This is a genomic window from Nonomuraea deserti, from assembly GCF_004348685.1.
In the GTDB taxonomy this organism is placed as follows: Bacteria; Actinomycetota; Actinomycetes; order Streptosporangiales; family Streptosporangiaceae; genus Nonomuraea; species Nonomuraea deserti.
The window spans coordinates 1-18604 of record NZ_SMKO01000209.1 but is presented as its reverse complement, the minus strand read 5'-3'; the positions used below and the strand labels follow the sequence as shown (position 1 = coordinate 18604).

The 18604-nt window shown below is 71.3% G+C and carries 18 protein-coding genes; 11 read left to right on the top strand and 7 right to left on the bottom strand.

Going from position 1 to position 18604, the window contains the following annotated elements; translation table 11 throughout:
* Positions 1-323: PucR family transcriptional regulator (locus tag E1292_RS42910; RefSeq protein ID WP_132605234.1), on the top strand; the 323-nt coding region annotated here is incomplete at its 5' end.
* 29 nt (positions 324-352) lie between these two features.
* Here the strand turns inward: E1292_RS42910 and E1292_RS42905 are convergent.
* Positions 353-979, bottom strand: a complete 627-nt coding sequence (locus E1292_RS42905; protein WP_132605232.1) for a TetR/AcrR family transcriptional regulator — start codon at positions 977-979, stop codon at positions 353-355.
* Positions 980-1269: 290 nt separating this feature from the next.
* Between E1292_RS42905 and E1292_RS42900 the strand changes: the two genes are divergently transcribed.
* Positions 1270-2697, top strand: a complete 1428-nt coding sequence (locus tag E1292_RS42900; RefSeq protein WP_132605229.1) for an aldehyde dehydrogenase family protein — start codon at positions 1270-1272, stop codon at positions 2695-2697.
* Between the two features lie 72 nt (positions 2698-2769).
* Positions 2770-3297, top strand: coding sequence for a GNAT family N-acetyltransferase (locus tag E1292_RS42895; RefSeq protein ID WP_132605227.1), 528 nt, complete (start codon positions 2770-2772; stop codon positions 3295-3297).
* A gap of 13 nt (positions 3298-3310) precedes the next feature.
* Here the strand turns inward: E1292_RS42895 and E1292_RS42890 are convergent, their stop codons facing one another.
* Complete coding sequence (locus tag E1292_RS42890) at positions 3311-4501, bottom strand: trypsin-like serine peptidase (protein WP_246090730.1); 1191 nt, start codon at positions 4499-4501, stop codon at positions 3311-3313.
* Between the two features lie 55 nt (positions 4502-4556).
* Positions 4557-5564 carry a trypsin-like serine peptidase gene (locus E1292_RS42885; protein WP_132605225.1) on the bottom strand — a complete coding sequence of 336 codons (1008 nt, stop codon included), beginning with the start codon at positions 5562-5564 and terminating at the stop codon, positions 4557-4559.
* A 197-nt stretch (positions 5565-5761) separates the two neighbouring features.
* Here E1292_RS42885 and dxr point away from each other — a divergent pair, with 197 nt between their 5' ends.
* From dxr to E1292_RS42860, 5 genes are all read left to right on the top strand, one after another.
* Complete coding sequence (dxr, locus tag E1292_RS42880) at positions 5762-6952, top strand: 1-deoxy-D-xylulose-5-phosphate reductoisomerase (protein ID WP_132605223.1); 1191 nt, start codon at positions 5762-5764, stop codon at positions 6950-6952.
* A gap of 38 nt (positions 6953-6990) precedes the next feature.
* Complete coding sequence (ispG, locus tag E1292_RS42875) at positions 6991-8154, top strand: flavodoxin-dependent (E)-4-hydroxy-3-methylbut-2-enyl-diphosphate synthase (RefSeq protein WP_132605221.1); 1164 nt, start codon at positions 6991-6993, stop codon at positions 8152-8154.
* A gap of 185 nt (positions 8155-8339) precedes the next feature.
* On the top strand, positions 8340-9935 hold the full coding sequence (locus tag E1292_RS42870; protein ID WP_165975029.1) for an alpha/beta hydrolase: 1596 nt from the start codon (positions 8340-8342) through the stop codon (positions 9933-9935).
* 72 nt (positions 9936-10007) lie between these two features.
* Positions 10008-10850 carry a GNAT family N-acetyltransferase gene (locus E1292_RS42865; RefSeq protein WP_132605236.1) on the top strand — a complete coding sequence of 281 codons (843 nt, stop codon included), beginning with the start codon at positions 10008-10010 and terminating at the stop codon, positions 10848-10850.
* Positions 10851-10860: 10 nt separating this feature from the next.
* Positions 10861-11679, top strand: a complete 819-nt coding sequence (locus tag E1292_RS42860; protein WP_132605219.1) for an NAD(P)H-binding protein — start codon at positions 10861-10863, stop codon at positions 11677-11679.
* An 8-nt stretch (positions 11680-11687) separates the two neighbouring features.
* On the opposite strand, the gene E1292_RS42855 is transcribed toward E1292_RS42860, so the two are convergent.
* From E1292_RS42855 to E1292_RS42840, 4 genes are all read right to left on the bottom strand, one after another.
* Complete coding sequence (locus E1292_RS42855) at positions 11688-12065, bottom strand: DUF3037 domain-containing protein (RefSeq protein WP_181958392.1); 378 nt, start codon at positions 12063-12065, stop codon at positions 11688-11690.
* Complete coding sequence (locus E1292_RS42850) at positions 12062-12871, bottom strand: HipA family kinase (RefSeq protein WP_132605215.1); 810 nt, start codon at positions 12869-12871, stop codon at positions 12062-12064. The genes E1292_RS42855 and E1292_RS42850 overlap by 4 nt, the downstream gene beginning before the upstream one ends.
* 112 nt (positions 12872-12983) lie before the next feature.
* Positions 12984-13856: a TIGR03619 family F420-dependent LLM class oxidoreductase gene (locus tag E1292_RS42845; RefSeq protein ID WP_132605213.1), complete on the bottom strand. Its 873-nt coding sequence runs from the start codon at positions 13854-13856 to the stop codon at positions 12984-12986.
* Complete coding sequence (locus E1292_RS42840; RefSeq protein WP_132605211.1) at positions 13853-15100, bottom strand: LLM class flavin-dependent oxidoreductase; 1248 nt, start codon at positions 15098-15100, stop codon at positions 13853-13855. Before E1292_RS42840 ends, E1292_RS42845 begins: the two co-directional genes overlap by 4 nt.
* A gap of 87 nt (positions 15101-15187) precedes the next feature.
* On the opposite strand from E1292_RS42840, the gene E1292_RS42835 reads away from it, so the two are divergent.
* From E1292_RS42835 to E1292_RS42825, 3 genes are all read left to right on the top strand, one after another.
* Positions 15188-15997, top strand: coding sequence for a TIGR03619 family F420-dependent LLM class oxidoreductase (locus tag E1292_RS42835; protein WP_132605209.1), 810 nt, complete (start codon positions 15188-15190; stop codon positions 15995-15997).
* Positions 15998-16018: 21 nt separating this feature from the next.
* Positions 16019-17503: a serine/threonine-protein kinase gene (locus E1292_RS42830; RefSeq protein ID WP_132605207.1), complete on the top strand. Its 1485-nt coding sequence runs from the start codon at positions 16019-16021 to the stop codon at positions 17501-17503.
* 99 nt (positions 17504-17602) lie between these two features.
* Positions 17603-18604, top strand: a 1002-nt coding sequence (locus E1292_RS42825; RefSeq protein ID WP_132605205.1) for a serine/threonine-protein kinase, incomplete at its 3' end; no start/stop codon positions are given.

Here is an 18604-nt window from a genome sequence, read left to right as displayed (position 1 = left end):
GGGAGCGGGCGCGTGTGGTGCGGTTCGCAGAGCTGGCCGGGCAGGGCGTGCTCGGGCTGCTCGACCAGGCGGACGCCCAGGCGTTCTCGGCCGCGTTGCTGGCTCCGCTCACCGGCTACGGCTCCCGGGCCGGCCTCGTGGAGTCCCTGCGCGCGTACCTGGAGAGCAACGGCCACTGGGACGCGGCGGCGCAGCGGCTCGGCGTGCACCGGCACACGCTGCGCTACCGCATGAAACGTGTGGCCGAGCTGCTCGGCCGCGACCTCGACGATCCGGGGGTCCGCGCCGAGTTGTGGTTCGCGCTCGAAGCGGCCCGCCGCTGATCGTCAGCGGCGGGGCGCGGATCCGGCCGTCATGCCTGCTTGTCCACCTGGTAGCAGCAGATGGTCGCCATCGTGACCGCCTCGAACGTGCGCCCGTCGCGCAGGTGCCCGGCGCGTTCCAGGCTGATCGCCCCCTGGGCCGCCGCCCACAGCGCGTCCGCGATCTTGCGGGGCTGGGTCGGGATGAGGTAGCCGGCGGAGATGCAGTCGGCGATCACGCGGTCGAGGATGTTGAGTGCGGCGCGGGCGAGGGTTCTCGCGCGCTCGCTGGGTTCGAAGCCGGGGATCGCCCGCTCGAACATCAGGCTGTAGTAGCCGGGCTCGGACAGGCACGCCTGACGGTAGGCGGGTCCGAGAGCGGTCAGGTGCTCGAACGGGCTGCGTCGCTGCGGCACCGACTCCAGGTAGCGGCGGAAGCGCTCGAACCCCTCCAGATAGAGTGCTTCCGCCAGGCCCTCCCGGTTGCCGAACATCGTGTAGATGACGGTCGTCGTGCACCCTGCCTCCGCGGCGATCCTGCGCATGGTGAGGCTGTCGGGGCCGTCGGTCTCGAGCAGGTTGACGGCCACGTCGAGGAGGTGGGAGCGGAGTTCGTCGTGGCTGGCGCGCTCTCCCTTGAGGTAAGCACCCTGGAGCCCCAGCGGCGCCGAGGTCATGAGACCTCCTTTGCGGCCAAGGAGCTATGTGTCCTTGTGACCTCACGGTGTTCGGTCACGGGGCCCACGCCTTTCTGATCGGGGGCCCACCACGCTGTAGACCCGCATCCGATGACTTAGCCAGAGCGACGATCGCTCAAACCACTCCGCATGGTAAACATCCCGAATTGGGTCTAGTTCCGTTACATCATGGGTATACAACAGGGCTTGTACTTAACGGTGAGGTCTCCTGAGAGTCTTGTGCACCGTGGTGTAATCCCCGAACGTCGGCTTCGCATAACGTCTGAACTATGGACGTGCGTACCTTCTGGCTGGCCGGCCGCCCAGCGACCGGGGACTCCGAGCTCACTGTCACCAACCCCCACGACGGCCGCGAGGTCGGCAGGCATTCCGTGCCTACGGACGCGCAGGTCGAGGAGGCCGTCGCCGCGGCGCACGCGGTCGCGGGTCAGGCCGCCGCGCTGCCCGTGCACGTGCGGGCCGAGGCGCTGGCCCACGTCTCGCGGCGCATCGAGGAGCGGGCCGACGAGATCGCCCGCCTGATCACCGCCGAGAACGGCAAGCCGATCTTCTGGGCGCGCGGCGAGGTGACGAGGGCCGTCGCCACGTTCCGCTTCGCCGCCGAGGAGACCCGCCGCTGGTCCGGCGAGGCGCAGCGGCTCGACACCGAGCCGGCCGCGGCCGGGCGCCTGGCGTACGTGTCGCGGGTCCCGTACGGGCCCGTGCTGGCGATCACCCCGTTCAACTTCCCGCTGAACCTCGTCGCGCACAAGGTCGCCCCGGCCATCGCCGTCGGCGCCCCCGTCATCGTCAAGCCCGCGCCCGCCACGCCGCTGTCGTCGCTGCTGCTGGGCGAGATCCTGGCCGAGACCGACCTGCCCGCGGGCATGTTCTCGGTGCTGCCGGTCCCGAACGAGCGCGCCGGCGGCCTGGTGCAGGACGCAAGGCTGCCCGTGGTGTCGTTCACCGGCTCGGCGCCCGTCGGCTACGCCATCGCGGACCAGGTGCCGCGCAAGCACGTCACGCTGGAACTGGGCGGCAACGCGGCGGCCGTCGTGCTGGCCGACGCCGACCTCGACTGGGCGGCGCAGCGCATCGCCCTCTACTCCAACTACCAGGGCGGCCAGAGCTGCATCGCCGTGCAGCGGGTGATCGTCGAGCAGCCGGTCTACGACGCCTTCGTCGAGCGTCTGGTCCCGGCCGTCGAGGGGCTCGTCACCGGCGACCCGGCGGACGAGAAGACCCAGGTGGGCCCGCTCGTCTCCGAGGCCGCCGCCGAGCGCGTGGAGCAGTGGGTCGGCGAGGCCGTCGCGGCCGGCGCCGAGGTGCTCGCGGGCGGCGTCCGCGAGGGGACGTCGTACGCCCCGACGGTGCTGGCCGGCGTGCCCCACGACGCCAAGGTGGCCCGCGAGGAGGTCTTCGGGCCCGTCATGATCCTCCAGCCCGCCGCCTCCGTCGACGACGCCTACGCGATGGTCAACGACTCGGAGTACGGCCTGCAGGCCGGGGTGTTCACGCGGTCGCTGGACGCCGCCTTCCTGGCCAACCGGGAGCTGAAGGTGGGCGGCGTGATCGTCGGTGACGTGCCGTCGTACCGGGCCGACCAGATGCCGTACGGCGGGGTCAAGGACTCGGGCGTCGGACGCGAGGGGCTGCGCTCGGCGATGACGGACTACACGTACGAGAAGGTCATGGTGCTGACCGGGCTGCCGCTCTGAGTCACGGGAAAAGCCGTTGCTCCGCATGTCAGCGCCCTGGTAGACGTGGCCGGTCTACTGACGGGAGATCTCATGCTGACCGGAGACCGCGTACGCCTGCGCGCCCTTGAGCCAGCCGACAGCGAAGCCCTGTGGCGGTGGTATCACGATCCGGAGGTGGGGCGGTGGATGGACACGTCGCCGCCCATCTCCCTCGCCCAGAACATGGAAAAGGGGGCCAACCGGCCGCGCAACACCTTCGAGCAGATGGTGCTGGGCATCGAGACGCTCGACGGCGGGCGGTTGATCGGCTATGTCGCGCTCGGTGACACCGACTTCGTCCAGGGCGAGACCACCCTGCAGAGCATCGCCATCGGCGACCCTGCTCACCGGGGAGGCGGCTACGCGACGGACGCGCTGCGCCTGATCTGCAGGTACGCCTTCGAGGAGATGGGCCTGCACCGCGTGATGCTCTGGGTGGTGGCCGACAACACGGCGGCCGTGCGGGCGTACACCAGGGTGGGGTTCGTCGAGGAGGGGCGGCGGCGCGAGTCGTTCCGCACCAGGGGGAAGTGGCACGACTTCCTCATGATGGGGCTGCTGGAGTCGGAGCTGAAGTGACCTGGCGCGCCGGTCAGGCGCGTCCTGCCATGGTGTAGAGGGCCTTGGCGGCGTCGCCGAGGTAGGGGCCGTACATCGTGCGCTGGTCGTCGCTGTACTTGAAGCTGCTCAGCGAGGTGATCGTGCCCCTGCCGGTGGCGGCGTCGAACGTGGTCATCCAGGGGCCGCCGCTGGAGCCGGCCGTCATGGCGCAGCCGAGGCCCTGGTCGCGGGTCTGCCCGTGCGGGTCGTTCCGCAGCCGTCCCGCGCAGTAGACCAGGTGCCCGCCGTCGTACGGCGGGTCGGCGGGATAGCCGAAGCCGAACGCCTGGCCGCCGCGTGGCGCGTTGAAGGCGATCTCCTGGGTGCCGACCACGTCGGCCACGTGCCTGCCGCGTGACGTGGCCAGGGCGACCATGCCGACGTCGTAGTTGTCGTCGCCGCTGCGCGACCACGGGCCTGCGACGAACATGCGGCGGGCGGCGTACTGCCCGAACGGCGCCTTCCCGCCGGACCCGTAGCCCGGGACGAACGTCCAGTTCGCCGCCCACTCGCCGGCGCCGTCCTTGACGCAGTGGCCGGCGGTGACCACGAGGTCCTTGTTGGCGCTCCTGACCGTGCTGGCCGAGCAGACGAAGTCCGCCCCGGCCACGGTCAGGAACACGCGGCCCGTCGTCCTGGCGACGAGGCCGCCGGAACCCCAGCGGGTGCCGGCGGTGCTGGCGCTCGGCGCGGCGGCCGCGTGGTGGCGGGGCACGGCGGTTCTCGCCGTACGGCCGGGAACGGCCTGACCGGCGGCCTGGCCGGTGAGGGCGGGGAGCGCGCGCCCGCCGGTCAGGTCGCTCAGCAGGCCCTTGCCGCCCGTGGTGAGGCCGAGCAGCTCGATCGGCAGGGCCTTGGCCATGCGCTGCGGCGTCCAGTAGTCGAGCACGCGCTGCTGATCGGCGGGCGTGCGCGCGGCCACGTGCTCGACTATCCCGCCCTGCCGCGCCACGGAGGCGGGCCATGCGCCGGCCCCAGTACCGGCCCCAGTACCGGGCCCAGTGCCGGGCCCAGTGCCGGCCTCAGCGCCGGCCCCGGTACTGGACCGGGTGCTGGACCCGGTGACGGGTGCGGTGACGGGGTGTTCGGCCTGCTGCGGTGCCGGGGCCGCGCCGACGAGCGCGGAGCCGATCAGCCCCGCGAGGAGCGGGGCCCCCGCGAGCATGGGGGTGCTCAGGGTCATGCCCCCCGAGTCTGCACCACGAGATGTGTTCTTGTGACTACTTTCGGTAAGTTGCTCAGAGAGCGTTGGTGCTTTGTGCCGTCTGGTAGACGGCCTGAGCCTCATTTCCGAAATAAGGGCCGAACATCCAGTTCGGGGCGAAGTTGTATTTGAAGCTGTTGACCGAATTCTGCGTGCCGAGGCCGGTCGACTCGTTGAAGTTCAGCATCCACGGACCGCCGCTCGAACCTCCGGTCATGTTGCAGGTCAGGCCGTGGTCCTTCGACATCGCGAAGTCGTCGAAGGTCCGGCCGCTGCAGTGGATGAGCTTCGAGCCGTCGTACGGCGCCGCCGCCGGGTAGCCGAAGGCGTACATCTGCTGCCGTCTGGGCTGGTTGAAGGCCACACCCTGGCCGCCCACGACGTCCACCAGCGTCTTGCCCTGGAGCGGTGCGACCACCGCGGCGGCGATGTCGAAGTTGATGTCCTCGCGGGCGTTCCACTGGGGTGTGGTCAGCAGCCGGGTGGCGGCCCAGGTGCCGAAGGGGCGCTTGCCGTTGTCGTAGCCGGGGACGAAGACCCAGTTGGTGTGGAAGGCGCCGTTCATCTTCACGCAGTGGCCGGCGGTCAGCACCACGCTCTTGTTCGCGCTGGTCACGGCCGAGCCCGAGCATGAGGCGTTGCGCCCCTGCGTGGTGAAGAAGACCCGGCCCGTGGTCTTCACGACGGCGCCGCCGTTCGTCCAGGGCGTGCCCGACGACCTGGCCGCCTGCAACGCGACGCCGTTCTTCGACGCGCCGCTGGGCGGGGCCGTCCACGGGGTGCCTTCGGCGGGCTCCGCCATGGTCTTCTTCGCCCCGGCCTCGGGGCCGGGCGCGTCCAGCGGCGGGGCGGCCTCCATGCGCCGCTCCGTCCAGTACGTCAGGACCTGGCGCCGCTCGGACGCCGAATCCGCCGCCGCCTTCTGCGCGGGCGCGGGCTCCGGCCGCACCCGTACGTGGGCCTGCGCCCCGCTCGCCGGGAGCAGGGCGGCGCTCCCCGCGGCGAGGGCCAGGGCGGAAATCAGAGCAACTTTGCGGTGCATTACGTACCTCCCGAAACCGGACGTGAGCTTCGGAAGGTAGTGGCATGGATATCCAGTTATCTCAAGATTTGCACGATCCGATATGGCGATATTCCGGCACGAATCAACTGTGTTATCACGCGTCACATAAGTAAGGCACTTTGCGGCTGATCGGGGTCTCGTGCCCGAGTACGCCACGCAGCGGGGACAATGGACGGGTGCATGAACAGACCCTCCGCTCCGTCGTCGTGCTCGGCTCCACCGGCTCGATCGGCACCCAGGCACTCGACGTCATCGCCGCCGACCCCGGCGGCTTCACGGTCCCAGGGCTGGCGGCGGGGGGTGGCAAAGTCGACCTGCTGGCCAGGCAGGCGGCCGAGTTCGGCGTCGAGGTCGTGGCCGTGGCCGACGCCTCGGCCGTGCCGGCGCTGAAGGAGGCGCTGGCCGCGCACGGCGCGCACCCCACGGTGCTGGGCGGTCCTGAAGGAGTCGCCGAGGTGGCGGCGTGGCCGTGCGACACGGTGCTCAACGGCATCACCGGCGCGCTCGGCCTGACCTCCACGCTCGTCGCCCTCGAGGCGGGCAGGGCCCTCGCGCTGGCCAACAAGGAGTCCCTGATCATCGGCGGGCCGCTGGTCAAGCGGCTGGCCAAGCCGGGGCAGATCCTCCCGGTCGACTCCGAGCACTCGGCGCTGCAGCAGTGCCTGTGGGCCTCGGGGCCCGACGGCTACGACCCCGCCGAGGTCAGGCGGCTCGTGGTCACCGCCAGCGGCGGGCCGTTCAGGGGGATGAAGCGCGCGGAGATGGCCGACGTCACGCCCGAGATGGCGCTGGCCCACCCCACCTGGTCGATGGGCCCGGTCATCACGATCAACTCCGCCACCCTGGTCAACAAGGGGCTGGAGGTGATCGAGGCGCACCTGCTGTTCGACCTCGGCTTCGATCGCATCGAGGTCGTGGTGCACCCGCAGTCGATCATCCACTCCATGGTCGAATACGTCGACGGCTCCACCATCGCCCAGGCCAGCCCGCCCGACATGCGGCTGCCGATCGCGCTGGCGCTCGGCCACCCGCGCCGCATCCCCGGCGCGGCCCGGCCCATCGACTGGACCAAGGCGCACACCTGGACGTTCGAGCCGCTCGACGACGAGGCGTTCCCCTCCGTCGCGCTCGCCAGGCACGTCGGCGGCGCGGGCGGCACCGCGCCGGCCGTCTACAACGCCGCCAACGAGGCCTGCCTCGACGCGTTCATGCGCGGAGACCTGCCGTTCCTGGCGATCGTCGACACCGTCGCCCAGGTCGTCGAGGAGCACGACGTCACCCCGGCGGGCTCCGTCGACGAGGTGCTGGCGGCCGACGCCTGGGCCCGGGCCCGTGCGGCCGAACTCACAGCGGGGCACTCCCGCTGACTACCTAGACTGGAAGCGTCGTCACAGTAAGGGTTGAAATGTCATCTGTAGCTCTCGGCATCCCGGCGGTCCGCCCCAAGCCGCTCGCCGAACGCCGCCACTCCCGCCAGCTCATGGTCGGCAACGTGCCGGTGGGCGGCGACGCCCCCGTCTCGGTGCAGTCGATGACGACCACGGTGACCGCCGACGTCAACGCCACCCTGCAGCAGATCGCCGAGCTGACGGCCTCCGGCTGCCAGATCGTGCGCGTGGCGGTGCCGTCCCAGGACGACGCCGACGCGTTGCCCATCATCGCCAGGAAGTCGCAGATCCCCGTCATCGCCGACATCCATTTCCAGCCGAAGTACGTGTTCGCGGCCATCGAGGCGGGCTGCGCGGCCGTCCGCGTCAACCCGGGCAACATCAAGAAGTTCGACGACAAGGTCGGCGAGATCGCCAAGGCCGCGTCCGAGCACGGCGTGCCGATCAGGATCGGCGTCAACGCCGGCTCCCTCGACCCGCGGCTGCTGCAGAAATACGGCAAGGCCACGCCCGAGGCGCTGGTGGAGTCGGCCCTGTGGGAGTGCTCGCTGTTCGAGGAGCACGGCTTCAGGGACATCAAGATCTCGGTCAAGCACAACGACCCGGTCGTGATGATCAACGCGTACCGCCTGCTGGCCGCCCAGTGCGACTACCCGCTGCACCTGGGCGTCACGGAGGCCGGGCCGGCCTTCCAGGGCACGATCAAGTCCTCCGTCGCCTTCGGCGCGCTGCTGGCCGAGGGCATCGGCGACACGATCAGGGTCTCCCTGTCCGCGCCGCCGGTCGAGGAGGTCAAGGTGGGCGCCCAGATCCTGGAGTCGCTCGGGCTGCGCGAGCGCGGCCTCGAGATCGTGTCCTGCCCGTCGTGCGGGCGGGCCCAGGTCGACGTCTACACCCTGGCCGACCAGGTGCAGGCCGGGCTGGAGGGCATGAAGGTCCCGCTGCGGGTGGCCGTCATGGGCTGCGTCGTCAACGGGCCGGGCGAGGCCCGCGAGGCCGACCTCGGGGTGGCCTCCGGCAACGGCAAGGGCCAGATCTTCGTCAAGGGCGAGGTCATCAAGACCGTGCCGGAGTCGCAGATCGTCGAGACCCTGATCGAGGAGGCCATGCGGCTGGCCGAGGAGATGGGCGTCGAGATCGACCTCGACGACGACGCCGGCCCTCAGGTCACGGTCGGCTGACCTGCCCTTAGACGCACGCGGAGACCCCGGGCCCATCATCGGCCCGGGGTCTTCGGCGTCCGCGGGCCGCCCTTCACTCTTTGCAACCGATCCATTACATGATGGCAAGCATTTCCCCATACCCAGCGTCATGACCCGGTCACGTACGGGAGCATCGCAAGGCCTATGACATGGGAGGGGGCCGGGTGAAACGGGTAGTCGGGATTGTCGCCGGAACGGCGGTGCTCGTCGCCGGGATCGTAAGCGCGGACGGGGTGGCGGTGGCCAGCGGAGCGAGAGGCGCGCCGGCCGCGGTGGCCTGGGGGCCGTGTCCCCAGGCGTCGGGGGGGCCGGCGCCGGCCGACCTGGAGTGCGCCACCGTGCGCGTGCCGCTCGACTACCGCGAGCCGCTCGGACATTCGATCAAGGTGGCGATCAACCGGATCAGGGCCAAGACGTCGCGGGACGCCGACCACCTGGGCACGCTCCTGGTGAACCCGGGCGGTCCTGGCGCGTCCGGCCGCAACCTCACCTCGTACGTCGCCAGGAACCTGCCCGGCGACCTGCGCGACCGCTACGACATCGTGGGCTTCGACCCCCGCGGCGTCGGCGCGAGCGAGCCGGCGATGCGCTGCGTCGACCCCGACGCCTACTACAAGGCGCCGCGGCCGGACGCCGTGCCGCGCGGGCGGGCCGAGGAGCGGGTGCTGCTCAGCCGGGCGGCCGCGTACGCCAACGCCTGCGGCAACCGCTGGGCCTGGCTGCTGCCGCACCTCACCACCGAGAACTCCGCCAGGGACATGGACGCCATCCGCGCCGCCCTCGGCGAGCAGAAGATCAGCTACCTGGGCTACTCGTACGGGACCTACCTCGGCGCCGTCTACGCCACGCTCTTCCCGCAGCGTGTCAAGCGGCTCGTCCTGGACAGCGTCGTCGACCCCACCACGGTGTGGTACGAGTCCAACCTCCGGCAGAACGGCGCCTTCGAACGCCGCCACCGCCTCTTCCTCGGCTGGGCCGCCGAGCACAACGCCGTCTACAGGCTCGGCGCCACCACGAGGCAGACGTCGTTCGCCTACTACGCGATGCGTGACAGGCTGCGGGGGCGCCCTGCCGGCGGCATCGTGGGGCCGAGCGAGCTCGACGACACGTTCACCATCACCGGATACAGCGACAAGGTCTGGCCCGCGTTCGCCGCGGCCTGGTCCGCCTACGTCCGCAAGGGTGAGGTGCAGGGCCTGGTCGACCTCTACAACAAGCACGGCAAGATCGACGCGGCGGACGAGAACAGCTACGCCGTCTACTTGGGCGTCCAGTGCCGCGACGCCCGCTGGCCGCGCGACTGGGACAGGTGGCGGGCCGACATGACCAGGTCGCACCGCAGCGCGCCGTTCCTGACCTGGCCGAACGCCTGGTACAACGCCCCATGCGCGTTCTGGCCCGTGCGTGGCGGCGAGCCGGTCAAGGTGCACGGGTCGCCGAAATTGCCGCCGATCCTCATCCTGCAGTCCCGTGACGACGCCGCGACGCCCTACCGAGGGGCGCTGACGGTGCACCGCCTCTTCCCGCGCTCCCGCCTGGTGGTCGAGCAGGGGGGCAACCACGGCGTGTCCCTGGGGGGCAACCAGTGCGTGGACGGGCACCTGGCGGCGTACCTGAGTGACGGCTCGTTGCCGGTGCGGGACGCCGGGTGCCGCGCGCTGCCGGAGCCGAACGCGTCCGCCCGCATGGCCGCGAACCCGCGGGAGCGGCACGATCTGCTGGGCGGTCTCGGGCTGCTGGGGCTGCTCGGCGGAAGATGACGTCAAGAATCGGTTACCGCGGGCATCGCCAGATGAGCTAATCGGTAACCCTTCGCGTAGTCTGACCGTGTGATGCTGCGTACATCGGCGTCGCGCGTGCTCGATGACAGCGACCGGGACGAAGTTCTCGCCATGCTGGACTCCGATCCGGTCGCCAACGTCTTCGTCTCCTCCCGGGTGCGGGCCGTCGGACTCAATCCGGCGAGGCTGGGCGGGCAGATGTGGGGATTCGGGCCGCGCGGTGGCCTCGTGTCACTCTGTTACGCCGGGGCCAACATGGTGCCGGTCAACGCCGGCCCTGAGGCCGTGCACGCGTTCGCCGACCGCGCCCGCAAGCAGGGGCGCCGGTGTTCGTCCATCGTGGGCCCCGCCGACGCCGTCTCCTTGCTGTGGGAGCGGCTGGAGCCGCACTGGGGCCGGGCCCGCGCGATCCGCTGGGCGCAGCCGGTCATGGCCACCTCGCACAAGGCGCCGGTGTCCGCCGACCCGCTCGTCCGCCGGGTGCGGCCGGAGGAGTTCGACATCCTGCTGCCCGCGTGCGTGGCCATGTTCACCGAGGAGGTCGGCGTGTCGCCGAACCTCGGCGACGGCGGCGCCCTCTACCGCACCAGGGTCGCCGAGCTCATCAGGATCGGCCGCTCCTACGCCCGCATCGAGGACGGGCGGGTGGTGTTCAAGGCGGAGATCGGCGCGGTCACGCCGCACGCCTGCCAGATCCAGGGCGTCTGGGTCGCCCCCGACCTGCGGGGGAGGGGGCACGCCGTGGCGGGCATGGCCGCGACGGTGGAGGCCGCGCTGAGCTGCTTCGCGCCCGTGGTCACGCTCTACGTCAACGACTACAACCGTTCCGCGCGCGCGGTCTATCGCAAGGTCGGCTTCCACGAGGTCGACACGTTCATGTCCGTGTTGTTCTAGCATCCGGGGCATGATCCTTGTCACGGGTGCCACGGGTAACGCGGGTGGAGCGCTGGTGCGGACGCTGGCCGGGCGGGGGGCCGGGGTGCGGGCTCTGGTACGGCGTCCGGTCGACCTGCCCGCCGAGGTGGTTCTTGGAGACCTGAACGATCCCGCGTCGGTGGCGGGCGCGCTGGCCGGGGTGCGCGGGGTCTTCCTCCTGAGCGGCTACGACCGCATGGAGGAGACGCTGGCCGCCGTGGCGCGGGCCGGGGTCGAGCACGTGGTGTTGTTGTCGGCCAGCGCCGCAGAGGCCGCGAACCTGGACAATCCCGTGTCGAAGTATCACGTGGAGTCCGAGGCGCTGGTGCGCGCGGCGGGGGTGCCGTGGACGATCCTGCGGCCGCGTACGTTCATGTCGAACACGCTGCGCTGGGCCGACCGGGTCAGGGCCGGAGAGGTCGTGCGGGAGGCGTTTCCCGAGGTCGCCGTGGCCACCATCGACCCCCTCGACATCGCCGCCGTCGCCGCCGCGTCCCTGCTGGAGCGGGGCCACGGCGGGCAGGTCTACGGGCTGACCGGGCCGCGGGCGCTGCGGCCCGCCGACCGGGCGCGGATGCTGGGGGAGGCGCTCGGCGGGGAGCTGCTCTTCGAGGGGCTCTCCGACGCCGAGGCCAGGGCCGAGCTGCTCGCGACGATGCCGGAGGCGTACGCGGAGGCCTTCTACGGGTTCTTCGCCCGCGGCGAGCTGGACGAGTCGAAGGTGCTGCCCACCGTCGAACAGGTCACCGGCCGGCCGCCCCGCACCTTCGGGCAATGGGCGGCGGCCAACGCGGCGGCGTTCCGCTAGATCGCCGGTCAGAGGCGTACGAGCTTGTCGAAGAGCCTGGCCAGCTCGGTGCCGGGGTCGGCCGTCAGGCCCGCGTGCACCGGCCCGGCCTGCACGATCGTGCTGCGCGGGGCCGTCAGCCAGCGGAACCTGCCGCCGAGCGACTCGCCCTCCAGCGGACCGGCCTCGTCGCCGCAGGCCAGCTCGTACGCGCTCAGCGCCCGGCGTACGCCGTCGATGTCGGCTCCGGGATCGACGGCCCTCAGCCGGCCGGCGTCGAGCTCGACCCGCGCGCACAGGTAGCCGCGCGGCTGGCAGTAGAGCAGCACGCCCGCGTTGATCAGCTCGCCCCGCTCGACCCTGGGCACGACGCGGATCACCGCGTATTCGTAGACGTCCCTGGTCACCGGCCGCCTCCCCGCCAGAACTCACCGACGGACCCCGGCCCTTGCCTGGGCGCCTTCTGCCCGGAGCGCACCAGCCAGTCGTGCGGCCCGCGCGCCCGCCGGAGCAGGTGATCGGCGTACGCCTCGCGTACGGCGCCGGCCGAGCCGAACCCGGGCTCGCCGTCGAGCCATTCGCCGGGCACCAGCGCCGTCACGGCCTCAAGCAGCTCCGGGGTGATCTTCGCGGCCAGCTCCGTGCCCGCAGCCGCCACGTCGCGGGCGAACGGCGCGAGCACGTGGTCGCCGGCGTCGAACGGCCGCCGCGGGTCGGCCGTCCTCCAGTTGTGGTGGAACCAGAGCGCCGCGCCGTGGTCGATCAGCCAGGTGTCGCCGTGCCAGACCAGCAGGTTGGGGTTGCGCCAGCTCCGGTCGATGTTGTGGATGAGGCCGTCGAACCACACCACCCTCGACGCGAACACCGGATCCGCCGACCAGGCCAGAGGGTCGAACCCGAGCGCGCCCGGCAGGAAGTCGACCGCCAGGTTGAGGCCGGTGCTGGCCTTGAGGAGGTCCTGCACCTCCTCGTCCGGCTCCCTGACGCCGAGCTGGGGGTCGAGGTCGATGAGCTTGAGCTCGGGTGTCCGCAGGCCCAGCCGGCGGCCCAGCTCGGCCGCGATGATCTCGGCGACGAGCACCCGCCGGCCCTGGCCCGCCTCACGGAACTTCACGACGTATGTGCCCAGGTCGTCGGCCTCGACGACGCCCGGCAGCGACCCGCCCTCACGCAGCGGGGTCACATAGCGGGTCGCCGCGATCCTTTCCAGCACGAGCCGAGGCTATCGCCCCTTCCGGCCGCTCCGGTTCCGGGGCGCGCTGCCGCCGCACGCCGAGTCCGGGTGGCGACCTCTCCGGCCGGGCGGGACCGGCCGGGCGGGCGGGTCAGAGCTTGGCGATGACCTCCTCGGCGAAACGCTCCATGGTGGCGATCTTGAGCTCCAGGGTGTCCACGCCGTACCGGGCCTTCTCCTCCGGAGTGGCCAGCCACCACGGCGCGGCCAGCGTTCCCGTGACGCCTTTGGCGGCGAAGCGCCGGTACGTGTCGGCGGCCGGCAGCACCGCCAGCGGCGCGATGATGTCGAACGGCTGCCCGCTCCTGCCGTTGGCGTCGAGATGCCGGCGGAGCGTGTCGAGCACGGGGTCGAGCTGCTCCTCGGTGTAGATGCGGTTGCCGATCCATCCGTCGCCCAGCCGCGCCGCCCGCCGCAGGGCGGCCTCGCTGTCACCCCCCACATGGACGGGGATGCGCCCGGCGGGGACCGGGGAGATCGACAGGGCGGGCAGGCCGTCCAGGGTGACCGTCTCTCCCGCCCACAACGAGCGCAGCACGGGCAGCATCTCGTCCAGCCGCCGCCCCCGCGTGTGGAAGTCCTGCCCGGTCGCGACGAACTCCTCCTTGCACCAGCCCACCCCCACGCCGAACGTCACCCGTTCCCGCGACAGCACCGCCGCCGTGGACACCTGCTTGGCCACGGTGAACAGGTCGCGGACGGGGGCGATGTAGACGTTGGGGGCGAAGCGCAGCGACGTGGTCACCGCCGACATGGCCCCGATCGTCACCCACACGTCCGGCCAGTGCGTCCGCGCGTCCCAGCGCGGCCGCCCCGACCGTGAGTACGGGTACGGCGTCTCGAAATCGGCGTAGAAGAGATGGTCGGAGAGCGTCAGCGTGTCGAAGCCGCACCGTTCGGCGGCCCGCGCCAGCTCCACGAACTGCCCCGTGTCGGAGAACGAGGCCCCCAGCCACATCTTCATCGGAACTCCGGTGCGACCTTGGTGGCGAACAGTTCCAGGTTGCGCTTGACCGTGTCGAGCGGCAGCACGCCCTGCTGGCCCTGCATGTAGAGGCCGAACCACTCCAGGTCGGGCATCCGGTCGAGCATGCGCTGGATGCCGCGCTTGACGTCGTCGGGGGTGCCGAAGAGCGCCATCTCCACGTCGTTCATGCGCTTGGCGTCGCCCTTCTCCGGCGAGATGGGCTGGTGTTTCTCGTCCTCCTTCTTCCGCAGCACCTCGAGGTAGCCGAACGGGCCGAAGAAGGCGGCGAAGTCCTTGGGGATGCTGCGGCCGAAGGTGTTGATGGCCTCCTCGGTGGTGTCGGCGATGCCGACGATCTTGAGGATGCCGGTGTGCTCGCCCAGCTTGTAGTGGCGGCCCTGCCTGGCGGACTCCTCCTGGTAGAGCCTGGCCTTCTGGGCGTGGTCGTCGGGGTTGGGGGTGAACATCCACGGCATGATGTCCTCCTGGGCGGCCCTGATGACCGACCGGTCGGAGATCGTGAACGGCTGCCACAGCTCGGGGTGCGGGTTCTGGTACGGCCTGGGGCAGACGGAGACGGCCCGCACCTTCCCGTCCTCGTCGAGCTCGTCCGGCGCGCCGAACGTCCTGGTCCACTCCTGGGCCGGCCAGCCCTCGATGCCCTCGTACGGATAGGGCACCTGGTAGTCCAGGACGTCGGACTTGTAGCGCAACGTTTCTTGTGTCCACGCCAGCTTCATGATCTTCAGCACCTCGCCGAAGACGTCGAAGTTGCGGGTGTCGGAGGCCGAGCCGTCCGAGCGGGCGGCGGCGGCGTGCCAGCGCTGGCCCAGCACGTTCATCCAGCGGTTCTGGTAGCCGCGGGCGACGCCGAGGCGCAGCCGTCCCTTGCAGAACTGGTCGAGCAGCGCCACGTCCTCGGCGGCTCTGATCGGGTCCCAGGCGGGCAGCACCAGGCCGAGCGGCGCCAGCAGGATGCGCTCGGTCCTGGCGGCCAGGTCGGTGAGGAACATCAGCGGGTTGACCGAGAACTCCATGCCCTCCGAATGGAAATGGTGCTCGGTCATCATCAGCGCGTCGAACCCGACCTGGTCGGCGTGGACGGCTATCTCCCGCACCTCGTGCAGCAACCTCTGGTACGACTCCGTGTCACGCCCGATGGGCCGCCTGGCCTTGGCGTTCTCCTCGGCAGCGTAGCCAGAGCCGGGAATCTGCGGATTCAGGAAGATAGAGAACTTCACCGTTGGGCCTCTCTCCGCGGATGGTCTTCTGCAAGGTACTCTGGAAATCTTAACCGAGCAATCGCTTGGTTCACGACGGGAGGTCCCATGAGGCTCGGGGTCACGATGTTCGCGACGGACCTGGCCATGCCGGTCCAGGACCTGGCCAGGGCGGCGGAGGAACGCGGCTTCTCCTCCCTCTACCTGCCCGAGCACACCCACATCCCGGTCTCGCGCCGCACCCCTCCCGCGGGCGGGCAGCGGGAACTGCCCGAGGAGTACAAGCGCACCCTCGACCCGCTCGTCGCCCTCTCCTTCGCCGCCGCCGCGACCGGGCGGCTGCGCGTCGGCACCGGCATCCTGCTCGCCGCCCAGCGCGACCCCATCGTGACCGCCAAGGCCATCGCCACCCTCGACCACCTCTCCGGCGGGCGCGTGGTGGTGGGCGTCGGGTTCGGCTGGAACGTGGAAGAGATCGAGAACCACGGAGTCCCGTACGGCCGCCGCCGCGAGGTCACCAGGCGCAACGTGCTGGCGATGCGGGCCCTGTGGCGCGACGAAGTGGCCTCGTTCGACGGGTTCGAGCCGTCCTGGTCCTGGCCCAAGCCGGTACGGGTCCCGCCCGTGTACGTGGGCGGCGCCGCGGGGCCAAAACTGTTCGCGCACGTCGCCGAGTACGCCGACGGCTGGATGCCGATCGGCGGCCACGGGGTCAAGGCGGCACTGCCCGCGCTGCGCGAAGCGTGCGAAAAGGCCGGGCGGCCGATGGCCGAAGTGATACCGTTCGGGACGCGGCCGACGAAGGAGAAGCTCGACTACTTCGCCGGTCTCGGCATCGAGGAAGCCGTGGCCACGCTGCCGAGCGGGCCCGCGGACGAGGTGCTGCGCTTTCTTGATCAGTACGCGGCCCTGCACTGATGGCGGGCATAATGGCGATATATGTCCGAGCTACGTGCCGATGATCCACGGCGACTTGGGCCGTACCGGCTGACACGCAGGCTCGGCCAGGGCGGCCAGGGCGTCGTGTACCTCGGCGAATCCCCGCAAGGCGCCAAAGTCGCGATCAAGCTCCTGCGCGCCAGTCTGTCGGGCGATACCGACGTGCGGCGCAGGTTCCTCGGCGAGGTCGAGGCCGTGCGCCGGGTGGCGGCCTTCTGCACGGCCCAGCTGATCGAGGCCGACCTCGAAGGCGACCGGCCCTACCTGGTCAGCGAGTACGTCGAAGGACCCTCGCTGCGCGAGCACGTGATCGCGGAAGGGCCCCGCGAGGGCGGCGCCCTCGACCGCCTGGCCATCGGCACCGCCACCGCCCTCGGCGCCATCCACCGCGCCGGCGTCGTGCACCGCGACTTCAAGCCGGGCAACGTGCTGCTCGGGATCGACGGGCCGCGCGTGATCGACTTCGGCGTGTCCAGGCTCGTGAACACCGCGGCGACCACCGGCCACATCCCCGTGGGCACCCCGGCCTACATGGCTCCCGAGCGCATCCATGGAGAGCCCGCGGGGCCGCCCGCCGACCTGTGGGCGTGGGGGCTGACCGTCGCGTACACCGCCAGCGGCCGGCACGCGTTCACGGCGGAGACGCACCGGGAGGTGCTGGCCAGGGTCCTGTACGGCAAGCCGGACCTGGGACTGTTGCGCGGGCCGCTGCGCGAGATCGTGCAGGCGTGTCTGTCCCCTGAGCCCGCGGACCGGCCGAGTGCCGAGGAGGTGCTGCTGCGGCTCCTGGGGCAGCAGGCGGCCGGCGCGCAGGACGTGCTGACGTCCGGCGCCATGGCCGCCGTCGGCCCCGCCGAGCAGCGCGAGATCGTGATCACCGACCCTGACCCGACGACGAGCTTCCCCGTCGTACGCGTCCACGAGACGGCCGTCACCTCCGCCGGCCGCGGTGACGGCAGGCACCGGCACGCCGCCGGCGCGGCGGGGCGGGAAGCGGGCGCGGGCGCGTCCGTGGCGGATCTCGCCGCCGGGGGCGCGGACGGTGGAGGGGTGCGACGCCCAGGAGCGCGGCCCGCTAGGGGGCGGGTGCGGCTCTGGCAGGTCGTCGTGGCGGTGGCCGGGCTCGCCATGGGGGTTGCCGGGTTCGTGTTCTGGTTGCGCGGCGCCCAGGGCCCAGGCCTCGAAGGCACGTGGACGGGATCGGCCGAGCACTTCACCGCGGAGCGCGTCTTCCCCATCGAACTGCGCGTGCACTCCGACGGCGGCGGCGCCATGCGATGGGGAGCGGATCTGCACTGTTCCGGACGGATCGGGCAGACCGGCAGCCGGCTCGTGTTCACCCTCGATCAGGTCGAGGGCGAGGAGTGTCATTCGGGGACGCTGAGGATGCTCCCGACGACCGACACTAACCAGATGGCCATCAAGGTCACTCGCCACGGTGAGGACGAGGTTACGTATTCGGGCAAGGTCGCCCGTACCTCCTGACCTGCTGTATCACGGTCAGGCAGCGATTGGCCTGCGCACGGTTGACTGCGGGCGGCCCGTTGCCTTCAGTAGGTAGCAGGCGGCGAGGGGAGGGTGCCCGTGCCAACGGCACAGCCGCTCAGGACGGGGGACCCGCAGCGGCTCGGGGAGTACACGCTTTCCGGGCGCCTGGGCGAGGGCGGTCAGGGTGCGGTGTTCCTCGGCACGAGGGGCGGGGAAAGATACGCGGTCAAGCTGCTGCACGGGCCGGTCGGCGACGAGCGGGGGGCGTTCCTGCGGGAGGTCGAGCTGGCCAAGCACGTGGCGCGGTTCTGCACGGCGCAGGTGATCGACGCGGGGTTCGACGAGGGCCGGCCGTACATCGTGAGCGAATATGTCGACGGGCCCTCGCTGCAGCGGGAGGTCGCGCTCACCGGGCCGCGGCGGGGCGGCGCGCTGGAACGGCTCGCCGTCGGCACCGCGACCGCGCTCGCGGCGATCCATCGGGCCGGCATCGTGCACCGCGACTTCAAGCCCCAGAACGTGCTGCTCGGCCCCGACGGGCCGCGCGTGATCGACTTCGGCCTGGCCAAGGCGCTGGACGCGGCGGCCACGGTGAGCGGCAGGGGCGTGGGGACGCCCGCGTACATGGCGCCCGAGCAGATCACCGCATCGGCGGTCACCGGGGCGGCGGACGTGTTCTCGTGGGGCGCGACGATGTGTTTCGCGGCCAACGCGACCGCGCCGTTCGGGCAGGACTCCGTCGCGCCGGTGCTGCACCGCATCCTGACCGCGCCGCCCGAACTGGGCCTGCTGGACGGCCGGTTGCGCACGCTGGTGGAGTCATGCCTGGACAAGGACGCCCGCAACCGGCCGACCAGCAGGGAACTGCTGCTCGCGCTGCTGGGTGACGCGGACGACGTGCCGGACGGTGTGCTGAGCTCGCCGCCCGCCCACATCCTGCGGGCCGTGCCGCCGCTGATCCCCGAGCCGCGGCCCCCGATGGCCGAGCCGGAGGCGACGGGGGCGTCCGGCGGTTACGTGCTGCCCGAATCGCAGGACCCGCCACCGCTGGGATCCGGTGCCTCGGGGAGCGGCGCGGGGGAAGGCGGTCCGTCGGGG

Bases quoted from the DNA above. Each gene is read 5' to 3' on its own strand.
- ispG (WP_132605221.1), top strand. From the start codon at position 6,991: ATGTCATCTGTAGCTCTCGGCATCCCGGCGGTCCGCCCCAAGCCGCTC.
- E1292_RS42885 (WP_132605225.1), bottom strand. From the start codon at position 5,564: ATGCACCGCAAAGTTGCTCTGATTTCCGCCCTGGCCCTCGCCGCGGGG.
- E1292_RS42860 (WP_132605219.1), top strand. From the start codon at position 10,861: ATGATCCTTGTCACGGGTGCCACGGGTAACGCGGGTGGAGCGCTGGTG.
- E1292_RS42835 (WP_132605209.1), top strand. From the start codon at position 15,188: ATGAGGCTCGGGGTCACGATGTTCGCGACGGACCTGGCCATGCCGGTC.
- E1292_RS42845 (WP_132605213.1), bottom strand. From the start codon at position 13,856: ATGAAGATGTGGCTGGGGGCCTCGTTCTCCGACACGGGGCAGTTCGTG.
- E1292_RS42830 (WP_132605207.1), top strand. From the start codon at position 16,019: ATGTCCGAGCTACGTGCCGATGATCCACGGCGACTTGGGCCGTACCGG.
- E1292_RS42905 (WP_132605232.1), bottom strand. From the start codon at position 979: ATGACCTCGGCGCCGCTGGGGCTCCAGGGTGCTTACCTCAAGGGAGAG.
- E1292_RS42900 (WP_132605229.1), top strand. From the start codon at position 1,270: ATGGACGTGCGTACCTTCTGGCTGGCCGGCCGCCCAGCGACCGGGGAC.
- E1292_RS42865 (WP_132605236.1), top strand. From the start codon at position 10,008: ATGCTGCGTACATCGGCGTCGCGCGTGCTCGATGACAGCGACCGGGAC.
- E1292_RS42895 (WP_132605227.1), top strand. From the start codon at position 2,770: ATGCTGACCGGAGACCGCGTACGCCTGCGCGCCCTTGAGCCAGCCGAC.
- E1292_RS42890 (WP_246090730.1), bottom strand. From the start codon at position 4,501: ATGACCCTGAGCACCCCCATGCTCGCGGGGGCCCCGCTCCTCGCGGGG.